Source organism: Candidatus Nitrotoga arctica, from assembly GCF_918378365.1.
Classification (GTDB): domain Bacteria; phylum Pseudomonadota; class Gammaproteobacteria; order Burkholderiales; family Gallionellaceae; genus Nitrotoga; species Nitrotoga arctica.
In genome coordinates, this window is record NZ_OU912926.1 from 3,151,044 (window position 1) to 3,168,302 (window position 17,259).

Genomic DNA, 17,259 nt, shown 5'->3' on the forward strand with positions numbered 1-17,259 from the left:
GACGAGTGATGATAGCACGGGACGTTTGATTAATTTATAATCCGCCTCCTTTCGGAAAATGTCATGCGCATCGGTCCCTATCACCTCAAGAACAACCTGATCGTTGCCCCCATGGCGGGGGTGACCGATCGTCCATTTCGCATGTTGTGCAAAAGTATGGGCGCAGGCATGGCGGTGAGCGAGATGGTGTCTTCCAATTCTTTGCTCTACGGATCTGAAAAAACCAAGCGGCGCGCCAATCACGACGGCGAAGTCGATCCCATCTCGGTGCAGATTGTCGGTGCCGATCCCAAAATGCTGGCGCGAGCCGCACAATATAATGTAGATGAAGGTGCGCAGATCATCGACATAAACATGGGTTGTCCCGCGAAGAAAATCTGCAACGTGATGGCCGGTTCCGCGCTGTTGCAAGATGAAGTGCTGGTAGCGCGAATATTAGAGGCTGTGGTAAGCGCGGTGGCCGTGCCGGTGACGCTCAAAATACGTACCGGCTGGGATAAGCAAAACCGTAATGCAATTCGTATCGCCCAAATCGCCGAGGCGAGCGGCATTCAGGCACTCGCCATTCACGGCCGGACTCGTGCTTGTGCTTACACCGGCGATGCGGAATATGACACAATCACCGCAGTAAAAGCCAACGTCAACATCCCGGTTATCGCTAACGGCGATATCACCACCCCGGAAAAAGCCCGCTACGTTTTACAGCAGACTGGCGCGGATGCCGTGATGATAGGGCGCGCCGCACAAGGGCGTCCGTGGCTATTCCGTGAGATCGAGCATTTCATCAAGACCGGCACACATCTACCCGCACCGCAAGTGGACGAAGTGCATCGCGTGCTGCTTAAGCATGTGTATGAACTTTACGCATTCTATGGTGAACACACGGGCTTGCGCGTGGCGCGCAAACATATCTCCTGGTACACAAAAGGCCTGATTGGTTCTGCACACTTTCGCCATCATATGAATCAACTGGAAAGCAGCGCAGAACAATTAATGGCGGTAAATGATTTTTTTGATAGGCAATTACAGGGCGGCGAGCGCCTACAGTACGTTGAGGAGCTGGCTGCATGAAAAAAGAAGAGGATTGTTTGTTAGGAGAGAACGACGTTGCGAGATATGTGCGCAAGGCAGTAGACGATTATTTTAAGGATCTCGATGGCGAGAACCCCTCATGTGCAGTGTATGACATGGTGATGAATTGTGTTGAGAAGCCATTAATCGAAGCCGTTCTACAACATGCGGGCGGCAACCAGACGCGAGCAGCCGAATTATTAGGCCTTAACCGCAATACATTACGCAAGAAAATTCAGCAACACAGTACTCCGAGCCAAACTTCGAACTTGCGGCCAAATACCCGTCCCGAACGAAGAGCTGTTCAAAGGTCTCAACTGGTTAAAACGAACGAAGAAAAAAATTAACTATGGCAGCAATCAAACAAGCCCTCATCAGTGTGTCGGACAAGACCGGTGTGCTGGAATTCGCCAAGGGTTTGCATCAACTAGGCGTTACCATCCTGTCCACTGGCGGCACAGCCAAGATACTTGCCGACAATGACATTCCGGTCACGGAAGTGGCCGATTACACTGGCTTCCCCGAGATGCTGGATGGACGCGTGAAAACTCTGCAACCGAAAGTCCATGCCGGCATTCTGGCGCGACGGGATTTGCCGGAACATGTCGCCACATTGGAGAAGTACAGCATTCCGACTATTGATCTGGTAGTGGTGAATTTATATCCGTTCGGCGCTACCGTTGCCCAACCCGATTGCACAGTGGCCGATGCCATCGAGAATATCGATATTGGCGGACCTGCCATGGTGCGGGCCGCAGCGAAGAATCATCAACATGTAGCCATCGTCACTGACTCGAAAGACTACGGTACCATTCTGACCGAAATGCATGCTAATGGCGGCGCGGTTTCCAACGCCACGCGTTTCGATCTGGCGAAAAAAGCTTTCTCGCACACTGCCGCATATGACAGTGCGATCAGCAATTACCTAACTACAATTCACACCGACGGCACACATAGCGAGTACCCGACACAAATCAACTTCAACTTCGCCAAAGTGCAGGACATGCGCTACGGCGAAAATCCACATCAAAATGCAGCCTTCTACCGTGACCTGAATGCGGTGCCGGGTGGCATTGCCAATTACACCCAATTGCAAGGCAAGGAATTGTCCTATAACAACATTGGCGATGCCGATGCAGCGTGGGAATGTGTCAAGACATTTGAGCAACCAGCCTGCGTCATCGTCAAGCACGCCAATCCGTGCGGCGTAGCCATTGCCGATGCACCACTCAATGCCTACAAGTTGGCTTATACAACGGATCCCACCTCCGCATTTGGTGGCATCATCGCTTTTAATCGCGAGCTGGATGCAGATACCGCAACCACTATTATGGCCAATCAATTTGTTGAAGTGATTATTGCGCCTTCATTTACCGAAGCAGCACGACAGGTCATTGCAACAAAACAAAATGTGCGTTTGCTCACCGTGCCACTGTCCAAGTCGCACAATCAATACGATTTTAAGCGAGTGAATGGCGGCTTACTGGTGCAATCACCTGATACTTTGGACGTACAAGCCGAGCAATTGCGCGTGGTTACCAAAGCACAGCCGAGCGTTGAACAATTACAGGATCTGCTGTTCGCCTGGCGCGTAGCGAAGTATGTGAAATCAAATGCCATCGTGTTCTGCAAAGATGGACACACGCTAGGCGTAGGCGCCGGACAGATGAGCCGGGTAGATAGCACTCGTATCGCCACAATCAAGGCAAAAAATGCAGCTTGTAGCCTGGTTGATTCAGTCGTCGCATCAGACGCCTTCTTCCCGTTCCGTGATGGCGTAGACGTACTGGCAGAAGCGGGGGCGAGAGCAGTCATCCAGCCCGGTGGCAGCATGCGCGATGAAGAAGTTATTACAGCAGCGGATGAACATGGGCTGGTGATGGTGTTTACGGGTTATCGACATTTTAGACATTAGAAGCTTTAACCTCAGAGACAGAAGCCCGCCTTACTTGCTCCATGCTTTTTGTCGATCTGACCTCTATGACAAATTTGGGGTTATGTTATGAAAATTCTGGTTATCGGGAGCGGTGGTCGAGAACACGCACTGGCATGGCGTCTGGCGCAAGCCACCAAGGTACAAAGGGTGTATGTCGCTCCAGGCAATGCCGGTACCGCGCTTGAAAGCGGCGTGGAGAATATTGCCATCACAGCTATTCCAGATCTCATCGCATTCGCACAACGCGAGCAAATCCACCTTACTGTAGTCGGCCCGGAAGCACCGTTGGCAATGGGCATTGTGGATGACTTTCGTGCCGCTGGTCTGAAAATTTTCGGCCCTACCAAAGCGGCTGCACAACTGGAAAGCTCCAAAGATTTCGCCAAAAATTTCATGGTGCGCCACCATATTCCAACTGCGTTTTACCAGACCTTCAGCGAAATAGCGGGCGCATGTGCGTATGTTGAAAAACAGGGTGCGCCCATTGTGATCAAGGCTGATGGTTTGGCTGCAGGCAAGGGCGTGGTTGTAGCCATGACAGTACGGGAAGCTCATGAAGCCATAACCATGATGTTGTCCGACAACAAGTTGGGGGATGCCGGCGCGCGCGTGATAATCGAGGAGTTTCTGGTCGGCGAGGAAGCCAGTTTCATCGTCATGGTGGACGGCAAACATGTGCTGCCACTGGCGACTAGCCAGGATCATAAACGGCTACTGGATGGCGATCATGGGCCCAATACTGGCGGCATGGGCGCATATTCTCCTGCACCGGTGGTGACACCAAAACTGCATGCGCGCGTGTTGCGCGAGGTGATACTGCCAGTGGTGCAGGGCATGGAAAAAGAAGGGATAACTTACACCGGTTTCCTATATGCCGGTCTTATGATAGACCCTCAAAATAATTACAAGGTGCTAGAGTTTAATTGTCGCATGGGTGATCCAGAAACCCAGCCGATCATGTTGCGCCTGAAGAGCGATCTGCTGGTGCTACTGAATCATGCAATCAACGGCATGTTAAATAAGGCGGAGGCGGAATGGGACAGACGCGCTGCGCTTGGTGTGGTACTAGCCGCTGCCAACTATCCCGACATGCCGCGAAAAGGCGATGTCATTACCGGCCTGCCCAAAGCACAGGAAGATGCACATGTATTTCATGCCGGCACCATCATGCAGGATGACAAAGTAGTCACCAGCGGTGGACGTGTGTTATGCGTTACTACGTTGGGCGATAGCGTGAAAATTGCGCAGCGCCGTGCTTATCAAGTTGCCGAGAATATTCATTTCGAGGGCTGTCAAATGCGCCACGATATTGGCTATCGCGCTACCCTACCCAGGAAATAGCAACCTCTTCAGAAAGTTGCTGTTTCAATCCCATAAAATATCGATATAACTTGGGCTTTTCTATATACAACCGCGCGATGCAGCATCTGTGAAGACTCAAGAAATGCGTGCATGGGTGAGTGATAGTTCATCTGCAAATAAATACGAAACCAATTGGAGAAAGCATGGATAGTGCCGCAGTCAAAAAATTCTTGTTCGAGTTACAAGACAGGATTGTGACTCGTTTGGAACAGGTGGACGGCAATAAATTTCGGCGTGACAGTTGGGATCGCCCGGCAGGTGGCGGCGGCCGAAGCTGCATCCTCGAGGAAGGAAACGTCCTGGAACGCGGCGGGGTAGCTTTCTCTCATGTAACGGGCGACAAGATGCCTCCTTCCGCTACCGCACATCGTCCGGAATTGGCAGGATGCACATGGGAGGCAATGGGCGTGTCATTGGTATTCCACCCGCGTAACCCTTATGCACCCACGGTGCATATGAATGTGCGCATGTTCATGGCGAAAAAAAATAATGGTGAAATCGCATTCTGGTTTGGCGGCGGCATGGATTTAACCCCCTATTATGGTTTCACAGAAGATGCCGTGCACTTCCATCAGACTTGCCAGAACGCGCTGGCGCCGTTTGGCAATCATCTCTTTCCAAAATACAAAAAGTGGTGCGACGAATATTTCTTTCTCAAGCATCGCAAAGAACCGCGTGGCGTTGGCGGTATCTTCTTCGACGACTTGAGCGAACCGGATTTTGCTACTGCTTTCGCCATTCAACAAAGCGTCGGGAATCACTTGATTTCCGCCTATGTGCCTATTCTTGAACGCCGCAAGGACACGCCCTACGGTGAGCGTGAACGTGACTTCCAGCTTTATCGGCGCGGTCGTTATGTCGAATTCAATCTGGTAATAGACCGTGGCACTATCTTCGGACTGCAAAGCAATGGGCGTATCGAATCTATTCTGCTATCCATGCCACCACTGGTGAAGTGGCGCTATGACTGGCACCCGGAGAAGGGCTCGCATGAGGCGGAGTTGTATGAGAAATTTTTAGTGCCCAAGAATTGGGTGTAGATTTCGCTGTTAGTTATTGAAGTTAGTTATTGAACCAATAATTGCAGCGCAACTAACTTGATCGGTTGCGAACGTCCTCAAGCGATGCGTCCGCCGCTAACCCGCTCTATCCCCGCCAGATCACACGCCGAGAACACTACGTCGAACCCCGCCTGCTGCAGCAATTCACGAACCTGTGCGGCTTGGTCGTAGCCATGCTCAAGGAGCAACCAGCCACCGGTTTCAAGATAGCCTGGAGCATGAGCCACCAGATGACGGATGTCGTGCAGGCCATCGCTGCCGGATACAAGCGCGGATATTGGCTCAAAGCGCACATCACCCCGCGCCAGATGGGGGTCGCCAGCCGCGATGTAGGGCGGATTGGATACAATGATGTTAAATTTTTGTGTCGTGAGCGCCTCAAACCAGTCGCTATGTATGAAAGCTGCATTGGCGATGGCCAGTTGCTGTGCGTTTGCGTGCGCAACCGCCAATGCCGTAGTGGAAGCATCGCAGCCCAGCACCTCAACATCTGGGCGCGCATGGGCGACCGCCAGAGCAATTGCACCACTGCCTGTACCCAGGTCGAGCACACGGCACAAACCCTGCTGCGGAATACGCGACAAGACCAATTCAACCAGTAATTCAGTTTCTGGACGGGGAATTAGAGTAGCGGGCGTCACCTTGAACATTAACCCGAAAAATTCGCGTTCACCCAGCAGATAGGCAACAGGCTCTCCTCGGAGGCGGCGCTGCAACAATTCATGATAAGGCGTTTGCTCGGCTTCGTTCGGATAGTGCTCGGAGTGCGCCAGCAACCAGGCGCGCGGGACTTTTAACACTTGTTGCAACAAACACTGTATTTCGATGCGTGCGCTGCTGGGGTTTATCGCCAACGCCTCAGTCAGACGTGCTGCATCCTGAAGCAAAACTTCTTGTATGGTGCGCCGAAAGTTCAGCTGCTGCCTTCATTCGCTAGCGCCGCCAGCTGCTCTGCCTGATATTCCGACATCAATGCATTGCACATCTCGCTGATGTCGCCATCCATAATGTGATCCATCTTGTACAGTGTAAGGTTAATGCGATGGTCGGTGACACGGCCTTGCGGAAAATTGTAAGTGCGTATGCGTTCAGAACGATCGCCGCTCCCTACCAGCGACTTGCGCTCGGCGGCCTGCTTGGCGTGAGCGGTACGCTCTTCTTTGTCCTTGATGCGTGCGGCTAGAACTGCCAGTGCTTGGGCCTTGTTTTTGTGCTGCGAACGGCCATCCTGGCATTCCACCACGGTACCCGTAGGCAGGTGTGTTATGCGTACGGCCGAATCAGTTTTATTAATATGCTGCCCGCCCGCACCCGAAGCGCGGAAGGTGTCGATGCGCAAATCGGCAGGATTCAACACCACATCGCTGACTTCATCCGCTTCCGGCAGCACTGCCACGGTGCAGGCCGACGTGTGAATTCGGCCTTGCGTTTCGGTGGTGGGCACACGCTGTACTCTATGCGCGCCAGACTCAAACTTGAGTACTGAATATGCACCCTGCCCGACTATGCGTGCGATGATTTCCTTGAAGCCACCTTTTTCGCCACAACTTTCGGAAATGACTTCAACCTGCCAGCGGTTACGTTCGGCAAAACGCGCATACATGCGAAACAGGTCGCCGGAAAATAATGCCGCCTCGTCACCGCCTGTGCCCGCGCGGATTTCGAGAAATACGTTGCGATCATCATTGGGATCCTTCGGCAGCAACTGCCTCTGCAAATCCACCTCGATCTGCTCCAGCCGTTCCCGCCCTTGCTTCACCTCAGCCGTAGCAAATTCGCGCATTTCCGGGTCATCCGCCATTTCCAGTGCGGTTGCGATATCATCAGCGCAAGCTTGATGGGCATGGTACAGCTCCACCACGGGATCCAGCTCCGCGCGTTCGCGATTGAGCTTGAGATAGCTTTCCATATCGCGAGTGGCATTTTCGCTGCTTAACAGACGGCGGACCTCGTCCAGACGCTCGCCCAATTGGGCGAGTTTAGTGGCAATGCTAGGTTTCATTCGGGGGGGCGCATGTGATAAATTCGGTGCACCATATCAAGGAAAGCTTCGCGCTCTTCGGCTTGAACATGGTTCAGCGCATGGGTTGGCGCGTGCAAAAATTTATTGGTAAGCGCATTGCTCAAAGATTCCAGTACCTTTTCCGGCTCTTCGCCTTTGGTCAGCAGGCGCAAAGCTTTTTCCATCTCGTGCCGACGTTGGCGTTCAGCATGATCGCGCAACGCGCGAATAGTGGGCACTACCTCACGTGATTCCATCCAGTGAATGAAATCCACCACACCAGAATTAATAATCACTTCGGCTTCTTTCACCGCACCCTGACGTGCATCCAAGCCATCGCGCACAACTTCGGCCAAATCATCAACGGTATACAGGAACACATCGTCTAGTTCGGCCACTTCGGCTTCTACATCGCGCGGAACGGCGAGATCGACGATGAAAAGAGGACGGTGCTTGCGCGCCTTAAGGGCGCGCTCGACCATGCCCTTACCCAGTATCGGCAGCGGGCTGGCGGTACTGGTTACGATGATATCGTGCTGTGCGAGTTGTTCCGGCAATTCACTCAACGTGATCGCATGTCCGCTAATGCGCCGCGCCAACACTTGGGCACGTTCCAGAGTGCGATTTGCAACGGTAATATGCTTAGGCAATTTAGCCGCGAAATGCACGGCATTCAGTTCGATCATCTCCCCCGCGCCAATGAGCAATACACTCTGCTCCGCAATGCTGGGAAAAATGCGCTCGGCCAGCTTGACCGCCGCCGCCGCCATGGAAATTAAATTTGATCCAATTTCGGTCTGGGTACGCACATCCTTCGCCACCGAGAAGGTGCGCTGAAATAACTTATGCAGTAGAAAACCCAGCGTGCCAGCTTGCTCCGCATAACGCACTGCCTGCTTCATTTGGCCCAGAATTTGCGGTTCACCCAACACCATCGAGTCCAACCCGCTGGCGACGCGAAAAGCATGCTTCACCGCCTGCTCATGCGGCAAAGTGTAGAGATACGGCTCAATTTCACGAGGCTGTAATTCATGATAACTGGCTAGCCAGTTAATGATCTGCGCCGGCTTGTGCGTACTGCAATACACCTCGGTGCGGTTGCAGGTGGAAAGTATAGTCGCTTCCTTGGCTGCACCCTGTCCGACCAAATCGCGCAGGGCTGGCTCCATTGCATCGACATTGAACGCAATCTGCTCACGCACAACAAGTGGCGCGGTCTGATGGTTAATGCCGAAGGCGAATAATTGCATAGTCTTGAAAAGACCAAAAATTAAACAAGGGCGCAATTATAGTTGCTAGACACCCTCAATACCAGTCAACTAAAATCAAATAAAATTCAGAATTTATGGAATAATTACAACACTGCTGGCTTCAATCGCAATTATTAAAAATTCCATAACTTCTGTAGTGCAGTAAAGAAGCGATTTGTTATACAGAAATAATACAAAATGATGGGAAATAATACTTCCATGCAATACAGAGAAGCACCCTATTGTCAGTTCCGTGACCTGACTTTCATAACCCTGCTAAATTAAACTGATAATGGCTAATGCTAACCTGATATTAGGACTCACTTTGCTTTTAAAGTTCAAGTCTCAGTTAGCCTTGTCATACTGAAGAAAATAATGTGTAATACCATGATGGAAAAAGACAATAAATTCAAAATAAAAATCACCACCGAAGTAAATTATTTGGCCGAACAATCCGATGAAGCCGATAATCGCTTCGTTTTCGCTTATACCATCACCATAACTAATGAAGGCGATACCACTGCCAAGCTGATCAGTCGTCATTGGATTATTACCGATGCCAATCAGTATATGCAGGAAGTGCGTGGTCAAGGGGTCGTGGGTGAGCAACCGGTTCTTCAGCCAAACCAAAGTTTTGAATATACTAGCGGTACAGTGCTTGCCACGCAGGTGGGTACTATGTCTGGCAGCTACCAGATGGTCACGGAGGACGGCACTAAATTTGACGCTCCCATTCCCCAATTCGTATTGAGTGTTCCGCGCGTGCTGCACTAACGCAATGTCACTAAAAACCAGCTACCGTTTCATCGCTCCATTTTATGATGTTTTCCTTGATCGCGCCACTCGTAGCGCACGCCAGCACAGTCTGGCAAGGCTACCGCAACAAGGTGTAGCGCGCGTGCTGCTTAGTGGTGCCGGCACCGGATTGGACTTCCCTTTTTTACCGCCTCGCCATGAATACACCGCGCTAGATCTGACCGGTGCCATGCTGGCGCAGGCCAAGAAAAAGGCTGCCGGATTACGCTTGCAGTGGGTGCGCGGCGACAGCATGGCCTTACCATTCGCTCCAGATAGTTTCGATTATGTAGTACTGCATCTAATCATGGCAGTGGTATCGCGACCGCAATATTGCCTGGCCGAAACGGCGCGCGTGCTCAAGCCCGGTGGTCATATTCTGCTCTTCGATAAGTTCCTGCGCCGTGGAGAACGCGCCTGGGTGAGGCGTGGCCTGACCCCCCTGATGGGACGGCTGGCCACACGGCTCGACGTGGTGTTTGAGGAGGTACTGGAAGCGGTACCGGGGTTGCGGATATTGTCCAATGAACCTGTGCTTGCAAACGGCTGGTTCCGCTTGATTGAATTGCATAAGGATGCCTCTAAAAATTAGAAAAATTCCGATCCCATTCCGCCGCAATTGGCACCATTGCGCTACCTCCTCACGGTAAAATATTACACTACGTAAATGAGCAAAATAGAATAATCGGATAAACTTATTCGATTATGAAAGAAACCATCATCGCTTCTTCGCGCGCGCGTCTACGGACATACCTTGCCGCAGGTTATGCACTGTTTATCATGTATGCCAGCTTATCGCCGTTTTCGGGCTGGCAGGAGCAGGGGTTGGAATTTTCTGCTGTGTTGGCTTTGCCGTTATTCCTGCAATACACTTGGTTCGATGCCGCCGCTAATCTGCTCGGTTATCTACCGTTTGGACTATTGCTTGGACTGGCATTACGTGCGCGCTTCAGCGTAAGCTGGACTGTACTGCTTGCCACGTTGGGCGGAGTAGTACTTTCCGCCATGATGGAATACGCACAAATGTATTTGCCTGTACGTATTAGTTCCAATCTCGATTTGTTCGCCAACAGTAGCGGCACGCTAGCGGGTGCGTTGTTGGCAGTTAGCATTGCGCCACGTGAATGGTTTGCTCTGCACCTGACGCATTGGCGTATGCGTTTGTTTCATGGCGGAGGAGGTGTGAATTTCGGCTTGGCGTTGGTAGCGCTGTGGATGTTCGCACAAGTCAATCCTTCGCTGCCCATGCTTGGCAATGTGTTCATTAGCGAAGTGGCGCGGGCACCTTTCGTCGTGGTTCAGCCTGAGCCGTTTAATTGGATGGAAAGCATGGCGGTACTGCTCAATATGCTGATGCTGGGAATGTTGCTGCTAACCTTGCTGCGCATACGCCGCCAAGCGGCCAGCACGCTGTTGCTGGTATTGTGTGCGGTGGCGGTGGCCAAGTTCACCGCAGCCGCCATACTTCTCAAATCATGGGCATTGCTGTTATGGCTAAACGGTGAGGCCATGCTGGGCATTTTCGCGGGCGTGCTGGTACTGATCTCTGCTAGCCGATTATCCCGCACGCAACTGTCGAAATGTGCCGCACTGGTTGCACTAGGTTATTGGGTGTTGGCACACTGGATAGTGGATAGCGGTGAGCCTTCTGCAGCCATGCGCCTGTACCAATGGAATTACGGCCACCTGCTAAATTACAATGGTTTGTCGCAAACTATTGCATTAGTGTTTCCGTTTCTCATGCTTGGCTACCTTTGGCGCGTTAAAAGTACATCGTAGAGAGGTTGTATAATTAAAATTTATTCTTGTGAGGTCTTGTATGAGCTACTATCAAAAGCATGTTTTCTTTTGCACTAACCAACGCGAAGAAGGCGCGGAGTGCTGCAATAACATTGGTGCGCAATGGATGCGCGACTATGTTAAAGATAAAGTCCAAGCACTTGGACTGTCTAACGAAACAAATCATATCCGCATCAACTCGGCAGGTTGCATGAATCGTTGTGATGAAGGACCTGTATTGGTGGTGTATCCCGAGGGGGTATGGTACACGTATATGGATGAGAGCGACCTCGACGAAATCATCGTTGAACACTTACAGAATGGACGTGTGGTGGAACGCCTGAAAATTTAATGCCCACATTAGAAGAAGTTTCTATCCCCGGCCCAGCGGGTAAACTGGAGGTTGTGGTGCATATACCGGATGTTGCACCGCGTGCTATCGCGGTGATAGCACATCCGCTGCCCACTGTGGGCGGAACGATGGAAAACAAGATCGTAACTACACTGGCCAAGACTTTTGCCGAACTAGGATTCGCCGCGTTGCGCTTCAATTTTCGGGGCGTAGGTGCCAGCAACGGCGAGTTTGATAATGGTAATGGTGAAGTAGATGATGCGCTCACAGTAACGCGCTATGCATTGAGTAAATATGGCGACCTGCCGCTGATCCTATCCGGTTTTTCCTTCGGTGGTTATGTGCAGGCGCGTGCGGCACAGCAACTGCCTCCGCGTCAACTGGTGCTGATCGCACCGGCAGTGATGCGTTATGCGATGCCGCCCGTGCCACGCAACACGCTACTGGTCCATGGTGAGCTGGATGAAGTGGTCTCGTTGACGGATGTTATGCAATGGGCACGCCCGCAACTCTTGCCTATCGTAGTATTACCGGGAGCGGTACATTTTTTCCATGGCCGTCTGGATCAGTTGAAAGAGATTGTGCGTCAGAATTTCCTGGGACAAGCACTATGACTGAGGTGCTGCTCAATAAATTTTATCGCTTACATATAAAACATATACTGCTCGTTAAAGTTTATTTGCGACCAGCCCGCTTTGCGGATTGACTGCTTACCCTCTTTGCAATCTTTATCTCGCTTAAGGTTTTGAATTTATACTTGTACTTTAAAATAAATAAATTATGTTATGGATTAAAGCATTGCATGTGATTTTTATGGTTACCTGGTTCGCTGGCTTGTTCTATCTGCCACGTCTGTTCGTGTATCACACCATGAGCAATGATAAGACCAGCATCGAGCGATTCAAAATCATGGAGCGCAAATTGTTCTACGGCATCATGACTCCGGGTGGAGTGCTGACTGCCATTTTTGGATTATGGCTGTGGATTGGGTATGGTGTAACCGGTGGGTGGATGCACATCAAATTCACACTGGTGTTATTGTTAATCGCCTACCACGTATATTGTGGCAAGCTGCTACACGACTTTAAAACCGATCGCAACACGCGTAGTCATGTATTCTACCGCTGGTTCAATGAATTTCCAGTGCTGCTTATGATTGCCATCATCATTCTTGTAATCGTCAAACCTGTATAAATAAATGCTTGAAAATTTTTTTACACCCTGTCCGCGCGGCTTGGAAACAATGCTAGCCAATGAACTGAATACGCTCGGCGCGCAAGAGGTGCGTACCACCGATGGGGGCGTGCATTTCACCGGCCCCTTTTTGTTAAGCTACCGTATTAATCTACACAGCCGCATTGCCAGTCGCGTGTTGTGGCGCGTGGCGGTAGCACATTATCGCAACGAGCAGGACATTTTCGATACCGCCTATGCGCTGCCGTGGAACGATTGGTTCGGCACCACACACACCATCCGAGTCAATATGACGGCAATTAAATGCCCCTTAAAAAGCCTGGATTTTGCCACACTGAAAATCAAGGATGCTGTGTGCGATAAATTCCGCGCGCTCACCGGCGAACGTCCCAACGTGGATACACATACACCAGATGTCCGCATCCATGCCTTCCTTGAATCCAGCCGCATGACGCTGTATGTCGACACTTCCGGCGATGCGCTGTTCAAACGCGGTGTGCGCCAGTACACCAACGTTGCTCCCCTGCGCGAGAATCTGGCTGCGGGCATTTTACTGCTGACGGGTTGGCAGCCCGGCGTGCCGTTGCTTGACCCGATGTGCGGCAGTGGCACTTTCCTGATTGAAGCGGCACTGATGTCACTTAACATCGCCCCCGGCATTAGCCGCAGTTTTGCCTTCGAGAAACTGAAAGATTTCGACGCCTCCGCGTGGAGCGACATGCGCCGCCAAGCGCAAGCAGCACAAAAACCGGTTGGCGCATTGCCGATTTTCGGCAGCGATTTATATGGTGACGAACTTAAAGCCGCACACCTCAATCTGGAAAACGCAGGCTTGCTGGAAGCGGTGTCGCTCAATCAAGCAAACGTGCTGGAGATTTCCGCACCCGCCGACTATGGCGTACTGGTAGCGAACCTGCCTTATGGCGAGCGCATGGGCGACCTGGAAGAGCTGCAAGAGTTATACCCAAAGCTGGGCGACGTACTGAAGAAAAAATTCGGCGGCTGGAATGCCTATCTGTTCACTTCCGATTTACGCATGCCGAAGTTCATCCGTCTGTCCGTTTCACGCCGCACCCTGCTATTCAACGGCGCAATTGAATGTCGTCTATTTGAATACAAGATGGTGGCGGGGAGCAATCGCACTTGAATAAAATTATATGTGAAAAATTCAAGCCATTGCCATTGGCCAAACAATGTTTCTAGTCCAATAGAACGTTCCGTCAACTCGACACGTACGCTGGAGAAATTAGTGACAATGAGGGGCACAGTGTTTGAACTTTGCCCAAGGGCGAAACATTAAACCTGCTGAAATGAAATTGTTGGGCTGAACAAGCCACACAATATTTCTATGGGGATTTTATTTCACTACTCTAAGTCGCGGTTTGCCAGGAAGCGTGGGTTTATCTGGCGAAGTCGCACTACCACTATCCGTTGGAAGTGTCGGTATAGAGTCGTTTCCCTGAAAGACCAGTCCTTGCCCAGTTTCCTTGGCAAAAATACCAATCACAGCATCTATCGGCACGACCAGTCCATGCGATACACCGCCAAAGCGCCCACCGCAGGTAATCTCCTCATTACCAATATGCAGGTTACGCACTGCATCCATGCTAAGGTTGATCACGATTTCGCCATCCTTAACATAGGCCTTTGGTACTCGCGTCTGCTCACTTACTTTAACTGCCAAATAAGGAGTTAAAGCACTGTCGGAACACCAGTCGTAAATCGCACGTATCAAATATGGTTTTGTGGAAAACTCCTTCACTTCCGCATCGCTTTTTCGGCTGCCGTCATCGCTTCAATATAGGCCGGACGCGAAAACAATCGTTCAGCATATTTCATCAGCGGCGCAGCCTCCTTGGCAAGTTGAATATCATAATAATCCAGTCGCCATAGCAATGGGGCTATTGCCACGTCAAGCATAGAGTATTCATCATTCAGCATGAATTTTTGTTTGGCAAAAATTGGGGCAATCTGGGTCAGACTGTCGCGTACTGATAGACGTGCCTTATCTGCGGTCTTTTGCACTCCACTTTCCAGTGCACCAATGTGACAGAACATCTCACTCTCAAAGCGATGTAAAAATAATCTGGCACGCGCACGCATTACAGGGTCGGCAGGCATCAACTGCGGATGTGGAAATCGTTCGTCAATATATTCGTTAATGATATTGGATTCATACAGAACCAAGTCCCGCTCTACCAGCACTGGTACCATATTATATGGATTCATTATCATGAGATCTTCGGGTTTGTTAAACACGTCGACATCAATGATCTGGAAATCCATCCCTTTCTCATACAACACGATACGGCAGCGCTGACTGAACGGGTCTGTTGTTCCCGAGTAAAGCGTCATCATAGCGCGGCTCACACTTTTATCAGATGACTACGGGCCATCATACGACGCACCAGCAGGAACCCGATAACGGCCAATACTGGGACAATAACAAGAACAGCAAACACTGGCATAGTGCCGGTTCCATTTACGCCAGAAATCCAAACATACCTTTCAAACAACGTTCCGACGATAATACTAGCAGCCACTGTCAAGATAATGGGCGGTGAGTGCCGTGACGGACGCATGGCCAGCACTGTAAATGGAATAATAAATTTAAGAGTTATCATCGACCACCATAGCACGCTGTAGTCGCCATTCTGCATCCCCATCACGCGATCCACTTCGTTGGGGAGATTTGGATACCAGATGACTAAATATTGTGCAAAGAAAGTATATATAAACAGTAAAGTGAATGCGAACATCATCTGCGCGAGGTAGTTGTAAACATAATCTTCAACGGGGCGCACCAATTTGCCACGCGTATTCAATACGTAAATCCACGTCACAAGGAAAGCCATGAACATGTTGAAATTACTAATGAAATGCTGCATGCCATAAATCGCACTGTGCCAAGATGGCACCAGCGTCATCTCAAAGTCCCACGCTATCATAGTGCCGTATAATACAAAAGTATAGGGAATCCAATTTGCAATATTATGAAAGCGTTGCTGATCTTCCTTACTGCGATCACTCACCTCCTGTCGCTTGATGAATACCCAAAAAATGGTCATCACTGCCAGCATACCAAGCACTTGGCGTGTCACCAGAAATGTGTAGTTATGCCAAGCGGGAAGATGATGCCCATGCTCAGTGGCCGTGCTCAACCATGGGAAGGTTTTTTCGCCGCCAACCAATAGTATGATCAACAATACAAACGCTAACGGGAAAAGTGCAAACAGAGATACTGCTAATCGGCGAATTTCATAGCGCCATTGGGCGCCTACCAAGTGCAACACTGCACTCAATGTCACCCCCCCCAGCGCAAGATAAAGCACCACCAAAAAACTAACTGTCAAAACTGACCAATTGCTATACGAAATCATTTGCTGCACTCCCTTATTTGGCTGCGGGCGTTACTGCCACAGCAGATTGCCCATTTTGCAGCACCTTGCGCACATAGTTGATTACATTCCAGCGTTCGGTAGCTGACAGATCATTAGCATACGACGGCATGACCGCACCCCCGAACGTCATATAGCCCCAAATGAAACCATCAGACCGCTCTTTCGTTTGATCAGCTGTCAAGTCAAACGGCTTTAATAATAATTTCGCTCCCACTAATCCATCGCCCTTGCCAGAATATCCGTGACAAGGAGTGCAATAAATTTGAAACAACTTCCCGCCAAGCGCCACTGATTTGTCGTCTGCTGGAATTGGATTCAATTGCTTTTCCGACGCGCCCATATCCTTCACCAGAGATGACACACCGGGAATTGGAACTGAATGTTTTGGATATGGTCTCATTCCAGGATTTTTCAAATCCACACTCTCTTGTGGTTTAATACTAATCTGGTTCGCCATGTCGTCCGACCATGGCCATGCTTGCGCAAACGTAGGTACTAACAGCAATACAATTGCCAAGGATAATTTCATCATTTTCCCGCCTCTTCCTGAATCTCAAGTGCCTTATGCTTGGTAAAAATCGTCTTAAAAATAGCTACTGCCGACTCGTCCCCTTTCACCAAAATACCAATTTGGTCTTCCGATACTTTGGTGCTATATAACGATGACCGCTTAGCTGGCAAGCCTGCGCAAATTAAGAAACCAAGGATGGTGATGAATACACCCCCGAGAATGAACATTTCATAAGTCAGAACGAAATCAGGCGGCAATGGCACAATTGGTTTGCCACCCTTAATTTGGGAAAAGAAGTTAGCCTGCGCGCTCGCAACCAGAAAAAAAGCAAGCAAACCACCCATACAGGCTCCAATTAAAGTAAACCATTGCACATGGACTGGCTTGTCGCCCAACACTTTTTCAACTTCAGGATGCTCAATGGGTGACTTGAGTATCAAGTCGTCCATGTTAAACCCCTTGATATTGGCCGCGCGCAATTCAGCAATTACAGCCACGGCCTCATCAAAATCGTTAAACAGTGCCAGTAAATGACGTTGGCTCAT

19 protein-coding genes and 1 pseudogene are annotated in these 17,259 nt (G+C 50.4%); 12 read left to right on the top strand and 8 right to left on the bottom strand.

What is annotated here, in order from left to right:
- Window positions 1-63 precede the first annotated feature (63 nt).
- The 5 genes and pseudogenes from dusB to hemF all read left to right on the top strand — a co-directional run bounded on the left by dusB (window position 64) and on the right by hemF (window position 5,409).
- Complete coding sequence (gene dusB / locus MKZ32_RS14540; RefSeq protein ID WP_239797924.1) at window positions 64-1,071, top strand: tRNA dihydrouridine synthase DusB; 1,008 nt, start codon at window positions 64-66, stop codon at window positions 1,069-1,071.
- Window positions 1,068-1,316 (top strand): annotated as a pseudogene (locus tag MKZ32_RS14545) (helix-turn-helix domain-containing protein); the annotation flags it as partial. The gene dusB and the pseudogene MKZ32_RS14545, both read left to right, overlap by 4 nt.
- A gap of 104 nt (window positions 1,317-1,420) precedes the next feature.
- Complete coding sequence (gene purH, locus MKZ32_RS14550; RefSeq protein WP_239797925.1) at window positions 1,421-2,986, top strand: bifunctional phosphoribosylaminoimidazolecarboxamide formyltransferase/IMP cyclohydrolase; 1,566 nt, start codon at window positions 1,421-1,423, stop codon at window positions 2,984-2,986.
- Window positions 2,987-3,073: 87 nt separating this feature from the next.
- A complete protein-coding gene (gene purD, locus MKZ32_RS14555) occupies window positions 3,074-4,348 on the top strand; it encodes a phosphoribosylamine--glycine ligase (RefSeq protein WP_239797926.1) in 1,275 nt (424 codons plus the stop codon).
- Between the two features lie 164 nt (window positions 4,349-4,512).
- Window positions 4,513-5,409: an oxygen-dependent coproporphyrinogen oxidase gene (gene hemF, locus MKZ32_RS14560; RefSeq protein WP_239797927.1), complete on the top strand. Its 897-nt coding sequence runs from the start codon at window positions 4,513-4,515 to the stop codon at window positions 5,407-5,409.
- A 77-nt stretch (window positions 5,410-5,486) separates the two neighbouring features.
- Here the strand turns inward: hemF and prmC are convergent, their stop codons facing one another.
- From prmC to hemA, 3 genes are read right to left on the bottom strand one after another with little or no spacing between them, the layout of a single operon-like run.
- Complete coding sequence (gene prmC, locus MKZ32_RS14565; RefSeq protein ID WP_275584329.1) at window positions 5,487-6,347, bottom strand: peptide chain release factor N(5)-glutamine methyltransferase; 861 nt, start codon at window positions 6,345-6,347, stop codon at window positions 5,487-5,489.
- Window positions 6,344-7,432: a peptide chain release factor 1 gene (prfA, locus tag MKZ32_RS14570; protein ID WP_239797929.1), complete on the bottom strand. Its 1,089-nt coding sequence runs from the start codon at window positions 7,430-7,432 to the stop codon at window positions 6,344-6,346. The genes prmC and prfA overlap by 4 nt, the downstream gene beginning before the upstream one ends.
- Complete coding sequence (hemA, locus tag MKZ32_RS14575) at window positions 7,429-8,682, bottom strand: glutamyl-tRNA reductase (RefSeq protein ID WP_239797930.1); 1,254 nt, start codon at window positions 8,680-8,682, stop codon at window positions 7,429-7,431. Before hemA ends, prfA begins: the two co-directional genes overlap by 4 nt.
- A 390-nt stretch (window positions 8,683-9,072) precedes the next feature.
- Here hemA and apaG point away from each other — a divergent pair, with 390 nt between their 5' ends.
- The 7 genes from apaG to MKZ32_RS14610 all read left to right on the top strand — a co-directional run bounded on the left by apaG (window position 9,073) and on the right by MKZ32_RS14610 (window position 13,949).
- A complete protein-coding gene (gene apaG / locus MKZ32_RS14580; protein ID WP_239798173.1) occupies window positions 9,073-9,456 on the top strand; it encodes a Co2+/Mg2+ efflux protein ApaG in 384 nt (127 codons plus the stop codon).
- Between the two features lie 4 nt (window positions 9,457-9,460).
- A complete protein-coding gene (locus MKZ32_RS14585; protein ID WP_239797931.1) occupies window positions 9,461-10,069 on the top strand; it encodes a class I SAM-dependent methyltransferase in 609 nt (202 codons plus the stop codon).
- Between the two features lie 113 nt (window positions 10,070-10,182).
- A complete protein-coding gene (locus MKZ32_RS14590) occupies window positions 10,183-11,256 on the top strand; it encodes a VanZ family protein (RefSeq protein WP_239797932.1) in 1,074 nt (357 codons plus the stop codon).
- Between the two features lie 40 nt (window positions 11,257-11,296).
- Entirely contained in the window at window positions 11,297-11,608 is a 312-nt protein-coding gene (locus MKZ32_RS14595; protein ID WP_239797933.1) for a (2Fe-2S) ferredoxin domain-containing protein, read from the top strand.
- Window positions 11,608-12,222 carry an alpha/beta hydrolase gene (locus tag MKZ32_RS14600; RefSeq protein ID WP_239797934.1) on the top strand — a complete coding sequence of 205 codons (615 nt, stop codon included), beginning with the start codon at window positions 11,608-11,610 and terminating at the stop codon, window positions 12,220-12,222. The genes MKZ32_RS14595 and MKZ32_RS14600 overlap by 1 nt, the downstream gene beginning before the upstream one ends.
- Before the next feature lie 166 nt (window positions 12,223-12,388).
- Window positions 12,389-12,802: a protoporphyrinogen oxidase HemJ gene (gene hemJ / locus MKZ32_RS14605; protein WP_239797935.1), complete on the top strand. Its 414-nt coding sequence runs from the start codon at window positions 12,389-12,391 to the stop codon at window positions 12,800-12,802.
- Window positions 12,803-12,806: 4 nt separating this feature from the next.
- Window positions 12,807-13,949: a THUMP domain-containing class I SAM-dependent RNA methyltransferase gene (locus MKZ32_RS14610; protein ID WP_239797936.1), complete on the top strand. Its 1,143-nt coding sequence runs from the start codon at window positions 12,807-12,809 to the stop codon at window positions 13,947-13,949.
- Window positions 13,950-14,159: 210 nt separating this feature from the next.
- On the opposite strand, the gene MKZ32_RS14615 is transcribed toward MKZ32_RS14610, so the two are convergent.
- From MKZ32_RS14615 to MKZ32_RS14635, 5 genes are all read right to left on the bottom strand, one after another.
- Window positions 14,160-14,564 (bottom strand): ClpXP protease specificity-enhancing factor, encoded by a 405-nt coding sequence (locus MKZ32_RS14615; protein ID WP_239797937.1) that lies wholly within the window; start codon window positions 14,562-14,564, stop codon window positions 14,160-14,162.
- Window positions 14,561-15,160: a glutathione S-transferase N-terminal domain-containing protein gene (locus MKZ32_RS14620; protein ID WP_239797938.1), complete on the bottom strand. Its 600-nt coding sequence runs from the start codon at window positions 15,158-15,160 to the stop codon at window positions 14,561-14,563. The genes MKZ32_RS14615 and MKZ32_RS14620 overlap by 4 nt, the downstream gene beginning before the upstream one ends.
- Window positions 15,161-15,168: 8 nt before the next feature.
- Window positions 15,169-16,182: a hypothetical protein gene (locus MKZ32_RS14625; protein ID WP_239797939.1), complete on the bottom strand. Its 1,014-nt coding sequence runs from the start codon at window positions 16,180-16,182 to the stop codon at window positions 15,169-15,171.
- Between the two features lie 13 nt (window positions 16,183-16,195).
- On the bottom strand, window positions 16,196-16,660 hold the full coding sequence (locus MKZ32_RS14630) for a c-type cytochrome (RefSeq protein ID WP_239797940.1): 465 nt from the start codon (window positions 16,658-16,660) through the stop codon (window positions 16,196-16,198).
- Window positions 16,661-16,731: 71 nt separating this feature from the next.
- Entirely contained in the window at window positions 16,732-17,259 is a 528-nt protein-coding gene (locus MKZ32_RS14635; protein ID WP_239797941.1) for a DUF3341 domain-containing protein, read from the bottom strand.

What these genes read in the sequence shown, in the direction of transcription:
- dusB (WP_239797924.1), top strand. Translation starts at nt 64, where the DNA reads ATGCGCATCGGTCCCTATCACCTCAAGAACAACCTGATCGTTGCCCCC.
- purH (WP_239797925.1), top strand. Translation starts at nt 1,421, where the DNA reads ATGGCAGCAATCAAACAAGCCCTCATCAGTGTGTCGGACAAGACCGGT.
- purD (WP_239797926.1), top strand. Translation starts at nt 3,074, where the DNA reads ATGAAAATTCTGGTTATCGGGAGCGGTGGTCGAGAACACGCACTGGCA.
- hemF (WP_239797927.1), top strand. Translation starts at nt 4,513, where the DNA reads ATGGATAGTGCCGCAGTCAAAAAATTCTTGTTCGAGTTACAAGACAGG.
- prfA (WP_239797929.1), bottom strand. Translation starts at nt 7,432, where the DNA reads ATGAAACCTAGCATTGCCACTAAACTCGCCCAATTGGGCGAGCGTCTG.
- hemA (WP_239797930.1), bottom strand. Translation starts at nt 8,682, where the DNA reads ATGCAATTATTCGCCTTCGGCATTAACCATCAGACCGCGCCACTTGTT.
- apaG (WP_239798173.1), top strand. Translation starts at nt 9,073, where the DNA reads ATGGAAAAAGACAATAAATTCAAAATAAAAATCACCACCGAAGTAAAT.
- MKZ32_RS14585 (WP_239797931.1), top strand. Translation starts at nt 9,461, where the DNA reads ATGTCACTAAAAACCAGCTACCGTTTCATCGCTCCATTTTATGATGTT.
- MKZ32_RS14590 (WP_239797932.1), top strand. Translation starts at nt 10,183, where the DNA reads ATGAAAGAAACCATCATCGCTTCTTCGCGCGCGCGTCTACGGACATAC.
- MKZ32_RS14595 (WP_239797933.1), top strand. Translation starts at nt 11,297, where the DNA reads ATGAGCTACTATCAAAAGCATGTTTTCTTTTGCACTAACCAACGCGAA.
- MKZ32_RS14600 (WP_239797934.1), top strand. Translation starts at nt 11,608, where the DNA reads ATGCCCACATTAGAAGAAGTTTCTATCCCCGGCCCAGCGGGTAAACTG.
- hemJ (WP_239797935.1), top strand. Translation starts at nt 12,389, where the DNA reads ATGTTATGGATTAAAGCATTGCATGTGATTTTTATGGTTACCTGGTTC.
- MKZ32_RS14610 (WP_239797936.1), top strand. Translation starts at nt 12,807, where the DNA reads ATGCTTGAAAATTTTTTTACACCCTGTCCGCGCGGCTTGGAAACAATG.
- MKZ32_RS14620 (WP_239797938.1), bottom strand. Translation starts at nt 15,160, where the DNA reads ATGATGACGCTTTACTCGGGAACAACAGACCCGTTCAGTCAGCGCTGC.
- MKZ32_RS14625 (WP_239797939.1), bottom strand. Translation starts at nt 16,182, where the DNA reads ATGATTTCGTATAGCAATTGGTCAGTTTTGACAGTTAGTTTTTTGGTG.
- MKZ32_RS14630 (WP_239797940.1), bottom strand. Translation starts at nt 16,660, where the DNA reads ATGGCGAACCAGATTAGTATTAAACCACAAGAGAGTGTGGATTTGAAA.
- MKZ32_RS14635 (WP_239797941.1), bottom strand. Translation starts at nt 17,259, where the DNA reads ATGAGCCAACGTCATTTACTGGCACTGTTTAACGATTTTGATGAGGCC.